Raw genomic sequence first — 7051 nt, 5'->3', positions numbered from 1 at the left:
GCGGGCGGCGCTGGGCGGGGGCTGGCGGCAGTTGGCCGGGACGCTGGCCGAGCTGCGCCGCTATCCGCTGACGCTGCTGTTCCTGGCCGGCTTCCTGCTGTACAACGACGGCATCCAGACGGTGATCACGCAGGCGTCGGTGTTCGGCTCGGCGGAGCTGGGCATGGACCAGACGACGCTGATCGGGGCGATCCTGCTGGTGCAGGTGCTGGCGGTGTTCGGGGCGCTGCTGTTGGGCCGGCTGGCGCAGTCCTTCGGGGCGAAGCGGACGATTCTCGGTTCGCTGGTGGCCTGGACGGCGACGGTGGGCGCGGGCTACTTCCTGCCGGCCGGGCAGCCGCTGTGGTTCTTCGCGTTGGCGGCGGCGATCGGCATGGTGCTGGGCGGCAGTCAGGCGCTGTCGCGGTCGCTGTTCTCCCAGCTGGTGCCGGCCGGCAAGGAGTCGGAGTACTTCGCGCTCTACGAGATCAGCGACCGGGGAACCAGCTGGTTGGGGCCGCTGGTGTTCGGGATCGTGTTCCAGCTGACGGGCAGCTACCGGGACGCGATCATCTCGCTTGTGGTGTTCTTCGTGCTGGGGTTCGCCCTGCTGTGGAGGGTGCCGGTGCGGCGGGCGATGCTGGCGGTGGGGAACACTCCGCCGGAGCGGATTTAGGCATTCGGCGTGCGGGCGGTAGTGTACGCCTTCGGCCCGCCGGACGGACCGTTACTGCACGCCTCGACACCGTGGACCGCGGGTGACAAACCCCAATCGATGTGACAAGGCGGGCACCGGGGGGTACAACAAGGGCGGCACGACGGGCGACGCATCTCCCGATTCGGGAATCATCACCGCCGATCGGACGTTGACCGGATGACGACGACAGCGACACCTGTCCTGTGGGCGACAAGCCCGGGAGGCACAATTCATGAGTGAGCGAGCTCTACGCGGCACTCGGCTCGTGGTGACCAGCTACGAGACGGACCGCGGCATCGACCTGGCGCCGCGCCAGGCGGTGGAGTACGCATGCCAGAACGGCCATCGTTTTGAGATGCCGTTCTCGGTCGAGGCGGAGATCCCGCCGGAGTGGGAGTGCAAGGTCTGCGGCTCCCAGGCCCTGCTGGTGGACGGCGAGGGACCGGAGGAGAAGAAGGCGAAGCCCGCGAGGACGCACTGGGACATGCTCATGGAGCGGCGTACCCGTGAGGAGCTGGAGGAAGTGCTGGCCGAGCGGCTGGCGGTCCTTCGCTCGGGCGCGATGAACATCGCGGTGCATCCGCGCGACAGTCGCAAGAGCGCGTGACAGCAGGCCGTGGGTTTCGCCCACGGCGGTAGAACGGCCCGCAGGCCCGGCACACGCCGGGTCCGGCGGGCTGTCTGCGTTTCTCCGAGGCGGGCGCGAGGCCGTCCGGACGCCACCCACCGACGCCACTCCCCCGCCGGTGTGCTTCCCGGCGGGGGCCGCGGTGGTGTCTTCTGTGCTGCGGTGTGGCTCTTCGGGGTGGGTCAGCCGCGGGTGTCGTCCCGGTCGGGGTTGTGGTCGGGGTTGTCGTCCCGCAGCACCTCGCCCTGGACGATCTTGCCGTCCGGCCGGTGGATGTTCGCCTGCTCCTGGGCGCGGCGGACCTGCTGGACGGCGTCGCCGAGCCCGCTGGAGGACAGCGAGCGGCGGGCGAGGCGGCGTACCAGCGCGGCGGTGGGCGGCAGCACGCAGAGCACCCCGGCGAGGTCGGTGAGCAGCCCCGGGAACATCAGCAGCAGTCCACCGAGCATGGCCAGCGCGTTGCCGCCGCCGGTCACGCCCCGCGGCGGCGGCGGGCTGACGGTGGTGCCGGAGCCCTGCTGGACGGTGGCGGTGAGGTTGCGCCAGGCGCGGCGGCCGGCACGTTTGATCACCACGGAGCCGAGCACCACGCCGCCGAGCAGCACCAGCAGCACTCCGCCGATGCCGATGAGGTCGGCGAGCACGGTCAGCAGCCAGATCTCCAGGACCAGGAAGGCGGCCACGATCAGCGGCAGGAAGCGCCGCCAGCCGCGGGGCCTTCGACGGGTACGGCCGGGCGTGGCCGCCGGGTCGTGGGGGCCGCCAGGTCCGGGGCCGGCCTGGTCGCGTCCGGGCTCGTAGGGAACCGGTTCACCAGTGGTCATGACTCAAGTGTGCCTGCGGCCGGTGAGGCGTCGGAAGCGGGAGGTCGCTCCCCAGGCGGTGACCCGCCACAGGGCCTCGACGACGATGTCCCGGCTCATCTTGCTGTCGCCGCGTTCGCGTTCGACGAAGGTGATGGGCACCTCGACGACGTGGAAGCCGGCCTGCACGGCCCGGTAGGCGAGATCGACCTGGAAGCAGTAGCCCTGGGAGGCGACCTGGTCGAGGTCCAGGCCCTTGAGGGTGGCGGCGCGGAAGGCGCGGTATCCGCCGGTGACGTCGCGCAGCGGGATGCCGAGCAGGAGTCGGGAGTAGGTGCTGCCGCCCTGGGAGAGCAGCTTGCGGTAGGCGGGCCAGTTCTCCACGCGTCCGCCGGGCACCCAGCGGGAGCCGAGGACGAGGTCCGCGCCGGTGAGCGCGGTGAGCAGCCGGGGCAGCTGTTCGGGCTGGTGGGAGCCGTCGGCGTCCATCTCGACCAGGACGTCGTAGCCGTGGTCGGTGCCCCAGCGGAAGCCGGCCAGGTACGCGGCGCCCAGGCCCTCCTTGCCCTTGCGGTGGAGGACGTGCACGTGCTCGTCGGCGGCGGCGAGTTCGTCGGCGATCTTCCCGGTGCCGTCGGGGCTGTTGTCGTCGGCGATCAGGATGTGGGCCTCGGGCACGGCGGCGCGGACCCGCGAGACGATCGGCTCGACGTTGTCGGCCTCGTTGTAGGTGGGAATGATCACCAGGACATCGCCCAGTGGCTCCCGGGTTCGCTTGCCGGCCTTCTTCACTGCGGGTTCCCCTTCTGGTGCTTCTTCGTCCGCCGCGCGACGGGGCCGGCCACGACCGCGCCCAGCCCGACCAGGGCCAGGGCCCACTCCGGTGTGGCGCCGACACGGTCGGCGACGGTCCGCTCGTCGCGCAACGGGAGGCGTGCGGTCAGTACGTCCTGGGTGAATTCTTCCGTGCGCTGCTTGATGGTGCCGTCCGGGGCCACGATCGCGCTGATGCCGCTGGGCGCGGCGGTGACGATGGCGCGGCCGTGTTCGATGGCGCGCAGGCGGGACATGGCCAGCTGCTGCTCGGGTTGGCCGGTGCGGCCGTAGGTGGCGTTGTTGGTCTGCACGACCAGGGCGCGGGCGCCGGCGTTGACGGTGTCGCGGACGATCTCGTCGTAGGCGATCTCGAAGCAGATGACGTCGCCGAGGCGGGCGGGGCCGACCTGGAGCACGCCGGGCTTGTCGCCGGGCCAGAAGTCGCGGGGCACCCGCTCCAGCCGGCTGATGACCTTGCTGAGCTGTTCCCGGAAGGGCACGTACTCGCCGAACGGGACCGGGTGCTGCTTGGTGTAGGAGTCGCCCGGGCCGGTACGGGGGTCCCACACGATGCCCTGGTTCTCGACGTAGCCCTCCCGGGTGGGGTGGTCGACGAGGGCACCGACCAGTACGGGCACGCCGATCGCCGCGACGGCGCGGTCGATGGCGGCGCGGGCCTGCGGGTAGCGGTGCGGGTCGAGGTCGGAGGCGTTCTCCGGCCAGATGACGAGGTCGGGGCGGGGCACCCGGCCGGCATGGACGTCCTCGGCCAGGGCGATCGTCGGTTCGACGTGGTTGTTGAGGATCATCATGGGCCGGCCGAGGAAGTCCATGCCGGGGCGCTGCACGTTGCCCTGGACGACGGCGATGTCCACGGTGTCGGCGGCCGCGGTGGGGACCGGGACGGCGTAGCCGAGGCAGGTGACCGCCAGGGCCCCGGCGGCTGCCAGCGCGGCCGGGCGCGCGCGGCCGCGGGCCGCGGTGTCGGCGGGCGCCGGCCCGGGGTGTCCCGGGTCGTCGGGCCGGGTTTCGGGCCGGGTTTCGGGCTGCGGGGGTGTGCCAGAAGTATCCCCGGACGCGGCGCCGGCCTGTCGGCGGATACGGAGGGTCCCGGTGGCGAGGACGGTGACGGCGGCGGCGAGGAGGGTCGCGGTGAGCGCGACGGCGAAGGTGACCAGGGGCGCGCCGCCGAGTGCGGCGAGCGGGGTGAAGGGTGAGCCGGTGTTCGCGAAGGCGAGCCTGCCCCAGGGGAAGCCGCCGAAGGGGACGCGGTCGCGGGCCCACTCCTGGGCGACCCACAGGCACGCGGACCACAGCGGCCAGGCCCGCAGTCGGGAGACGGCGGCCAGGGCGGCGCCGAGCGCGGCGAGGAAGAGGGCCTGGAGCACCGACAGCCCGAGTACGGCGTCCCAGCCGACGACACTGAGCCACTTGAGCAGGCCGACGAAGAACGCCAGGCCGAACACGAACCCGGTCCAGGCGCCCTGGCGGGCGGTGCGGCCGTGGGTGAGCAGGCTGAGCGCGGCGACGGCGAGCAGCGACAGCGGCCACAGGTCGTAGGGCGGGAAGGCGGCGGCCAGGGCCAGTCCGGCCAGGGCCGCGAGCAGGGCGCGGGGGGCGCCGCCGCTCAGTCGGCGCCACAGGGCGGCCGTCAGGCGGGCCGGCGTGCGCCGCAGCGGCGGGCGGCCGGCGTGCGCGGTGGCGCCGCCGGCGGAGGAGTCGCCGGAGGCCGGCCGGGCGGTCGTGCCCCGGTCGGTGTCGGCGGTGGTGTCGGAGCCCGTTGGCACGGTCTTCCCTGGTTCGTCGGGTGGTGGACAGCGACCGTACAACGGCGGTGGGGCGCCTGTGGCCCCCGCGTCGGCAACAAGCCGCAACAAGTGGGCCATGTCTCGCGTGCGCGGGGCTGCGCGCGGGTACGGTCCTCCGGCGCTGGTTCCACGATACGGGCACCGGGCGGCGATGATCGCCGTCGTCCGGCGGTGGCCGGGGCCTTCGGTGCCGGGGGCCGGGCCCGCCGCCCTTCGGGCCGACCTGGGACCCGCTGGCTGCGGGTCGCGCAGTGCCGTTGTCTACTGAGCGGCCGGGCCCCGCCCGGGTCGCACCCGCCGACCAGCCGAAACCTTCCGCCCCCGGGCCGCTGGCCCTGGACCTGGCTCTCTGCGGCGGCGTGCCTCGCTGGCAGTCCGCGTGGCCCAGCGGCGTTCGACGGCTTGCGCGGTGGTTGGTGGTCGGGCGTCTCGCGTGGTGGACCCGCTGAACCTACCCGGCACCGGCCGCCGCCTGTCAACACTCGCGTGAGCTGCGGTTTTCTGACGAAGCAGCAGGTCAGGGTGGAGACAGCCGGTGTGTGCCGGGCGTGGGCGGGTCTTCGTTCGGCGGTATGGCCCGGCAGGAGATCACTCGATCGGCCGCCGGTGGACGGTGCGGCCCGCGACCACGGTGGCCAGGCACACCGGCAGGTCACGCCCCGGGGTCAGGTCCGGCAGACCCGGTGTGCCCGAGCGCGGATCGGTGGACCAGTTCGCGACGCGGGTGTCGGGGGCCTGGACGACAAGTTCGTCGGTCCGCCACAAGGCGTAGTCGGCGGGGGCGCCGGGGACAAGCGTGCCGGCGTCGTCCTGGCCGATCGCGCGCCAGCCGCCGCGGGTGTGGGCGGTGAAGGCGCCGCGTACCGAGATGCGGTGTTCGGGGGTGTGGTGGAAGGCGGCGGCGCGGAGAGTGCCCCAGGGGTCGAGCGGGGTGACGGGGCTGTCGGAGCCGAAGGCGAGCGGGACCCCGGCGCGCTGGAGGGCGGCGTAGGGGTTGAGGGTGCGGGCGCGTTCGGCGCCCAGTCGGCTTGTGTACATGCCTTCCTCGCCGCCCCAGGCCGCGTCGAAGGCGGGTTGGACGGAGGCGGTGAGGGCGAGTTCGGCGAAGGCGTCGATGGTGTCGGGGGTGAGCATCTCGGCGTGTTCGACGCGGTGGCGCAGGGCGCGGACGCGGGCGAGCGAGGTGCGTGTCGCGGCCTGGCGGACGCCTTCGGTGACGGCGGTGAGGGCGGCGTCGCCGATGGCGTGGAAGCCGGCCTGGAGTCCGGCCTCGGTGCAGGCGGTGACGTGGGCGGCGACGGCCTCGGCGTCGAGGTAGGCGTTGCCGGTGTGTCCGGGGCGGTCGGCGTAGGGGGTGTGCAGGTGGGCGGTGTGGGAGCCGAGGGAGCCGTCGACGAAGAGGTCTCCGGCGGCGCCGTGGGCGCCGAGTTCGCGGATGCGACGGGCTTCTTCGGGTGTGGTGATCGCTTCGGCCCAGTAGCCGACGACGCGGGGGCCGGTTCCTTCGGCGGCCAGGTCGAGCAGGGCCCGCAGGTCGTCCTCGCTGGAGATGTCGGGGCCGGCGCACTCGTGCACGGTGCCGATGCCCAACTCGGCGGCGCGGCGCAGTGCGGCGCGCTGGGCGGCCTGCCGCTGGGGCGGCGTGAGGGTGGCGTGGGCGACCTCGCGCACGGCGTGGTGGGCGGCGGCGGTCAGCGGCTGCTCGTGGTGGAAGCCGGGCAGGTCGGCGATGCCGCGGATGAGGTCGAGGAGGGCGGTGGTGGCGAGTGCGGAGTGGACGTCGGCGCGGCTGAGGTAGAGAGGGCGGCCGCCGGTGGCCTCGTCGAGTTCGGCGCGGCTTGGGGGTCGCCGCTCGGGCCACGCGGTGCTGTCCCAGCCGTGGCCGAGGAGCACGCGGTGGTCGGGGTGGGTGCGGGCGTGGTCGCGGATCCGGCGCAGCGCCTCGGTCAGGTCGCGGGCGGTGGTGAGGTCGAGGCCGGTGAGGGCGAGCCCGGTGGCCGTGGTGTGCACATGTGCGTCTGTGAACGCCGGGGTGACGAGGGCGCCGTCGAGGTGGACAACCTCGTCGACGCCGTCGGCGAAGGAGTCGGCGGCGCCTTCCGAGCCCACCCAGGCGATCCGGTCGCCCTGGACGACCATGGCGGTGGCGAACGGGTCGGCGGGGCTGTGCACTTCGCCGCCGCGGAGCAGGACGGTGCGGGGGCCGGCGTCGGGGGTGGTGCTGTCGGTCATGGCGCTCAGTCTCCCCCTGTCGGGGGCGCCGCCGGACCGCGGGGTGCGAGTGACGGCGGATGGCCGCGGGGGCCGTCAGATCCTCGGG

At 73.6% G+C, this 7051-nt stretch carries 6 protein-coding genes; 2 read left to right on the top strand and 4 right to left on the bottom strand.

The genetic code is table 11. The features are described from left to right. On the top strand, window positions 1-655 hold a 655-nt coding region (locus GL263_RS17925; RefSeq protein ID WP_182856734.1), incomplete at its 5' end, for an MFS transporter. Between the two features lie 253 nt (window positions 656-908). Next, the gene (locus GL263_RS17920; RefSeq protein WP_143650604.1) at window positions 909-1283 is read left to right on the top strand and encodes an RNA polymerase-binding protein RbpA; all 375 of its coding nucleotides are present in this window, start codon (window positions 909-911) and stop codon (window positions 1281-1283) included. Between the two features lie 203 nt (window positions 1284-1486). On the opposite strand, the gene fxsA is transcribed toward GL263_RS17920, so the two are convergent. The 4 genes from fxsA to GL263_RS17900 form a co-directional block, all read right to left on the bottom strand. Continuing rightward, window positions 1487-2128 carry an FxsA family membrane protein gene (gene fxsA / locus GL263_RS17915; RefSeq protein WP_182856733.1) on the bottom strand — a complete coding sequence of 214 codons (642 nt, stop codon included), beginning with the start codon at window positions 2126-2128 and terminating at the stop codon, window positions 1487-1489. Between the two features lie 3 nt (window positions 2129-2131). Continuing rightward, entirely contained in the window at window positions 2132-2899 is a 768-nt protein-coding gene (locus GL263_RS17910) for a polyprenol monophosphomannose synthase (protein ID WP_182856732.1), read from the bottom strand. Further along, window positions 2896-4710 (bottom strand): apolipoprotein N-acyltransferase, encoded by a 1815-nt coding sequence (gene lnt / locus GL263_RS17905; RefSeq protein ID WP_182856731.1) that lies wholly within the window; start codon window positions 4708-4710, stop codon window positions 2896-2898. The genes GL263_RS17910 and lnt overlap by 4 nt, the downstream gene beginning before the upstream one ends. Before the next feature lie 609 nt (window positions 4711-5319). Then, a complete protein-coding gene (locus GL263_RS17900; RefSeq protein WP_182856730.1) occupies window positions 5320-6963 on the bottom strand; it encodes an amidohydrolase in 1644 nt (547 codons plus the stop codon). Window positions 6964-7051: the final 88 nt, after the last annotated feature.

It is taken from the genome of Streptomyces durbertensis (genome assembly GCF_014156695.1).
GTDB classification, from domain to species: Bacteria; Actinomycetota; Actinomycetes; order Streptomycetales; family Streptomycetaceae; genus Streptomyces; species Streptomyces durbertensis.
Note: the sequence above shows the minus strand (reverse complement) of the source record. Positions and strands in the feature narration are given on the sequence as shown.

Bases quoted from the DNA above. Each gene is read 5' to 3' on its own strand.
- GL263_RS17920 (WP_143650604.1), top strand. From the start codon at position 909: ATGAGTGAGCGAGCTCTACGCGGCACTCGGCTCGTGGTGACCAGCTAC.
- fxsA (WP_182856733.1), bottom strand. From the start codon at position 2,128: ATGACCACTGGTGAACCGGTTCCCTACGAGCCCGGACGCGACCAGGCC.
- GL263_RS17900 (WP_182856730.1), bottom strand. From the start codon at position 6,963: ATGACCGACAGCACCACCCCCGACGCCGGCCCCCGCACCGTCCTGCTC.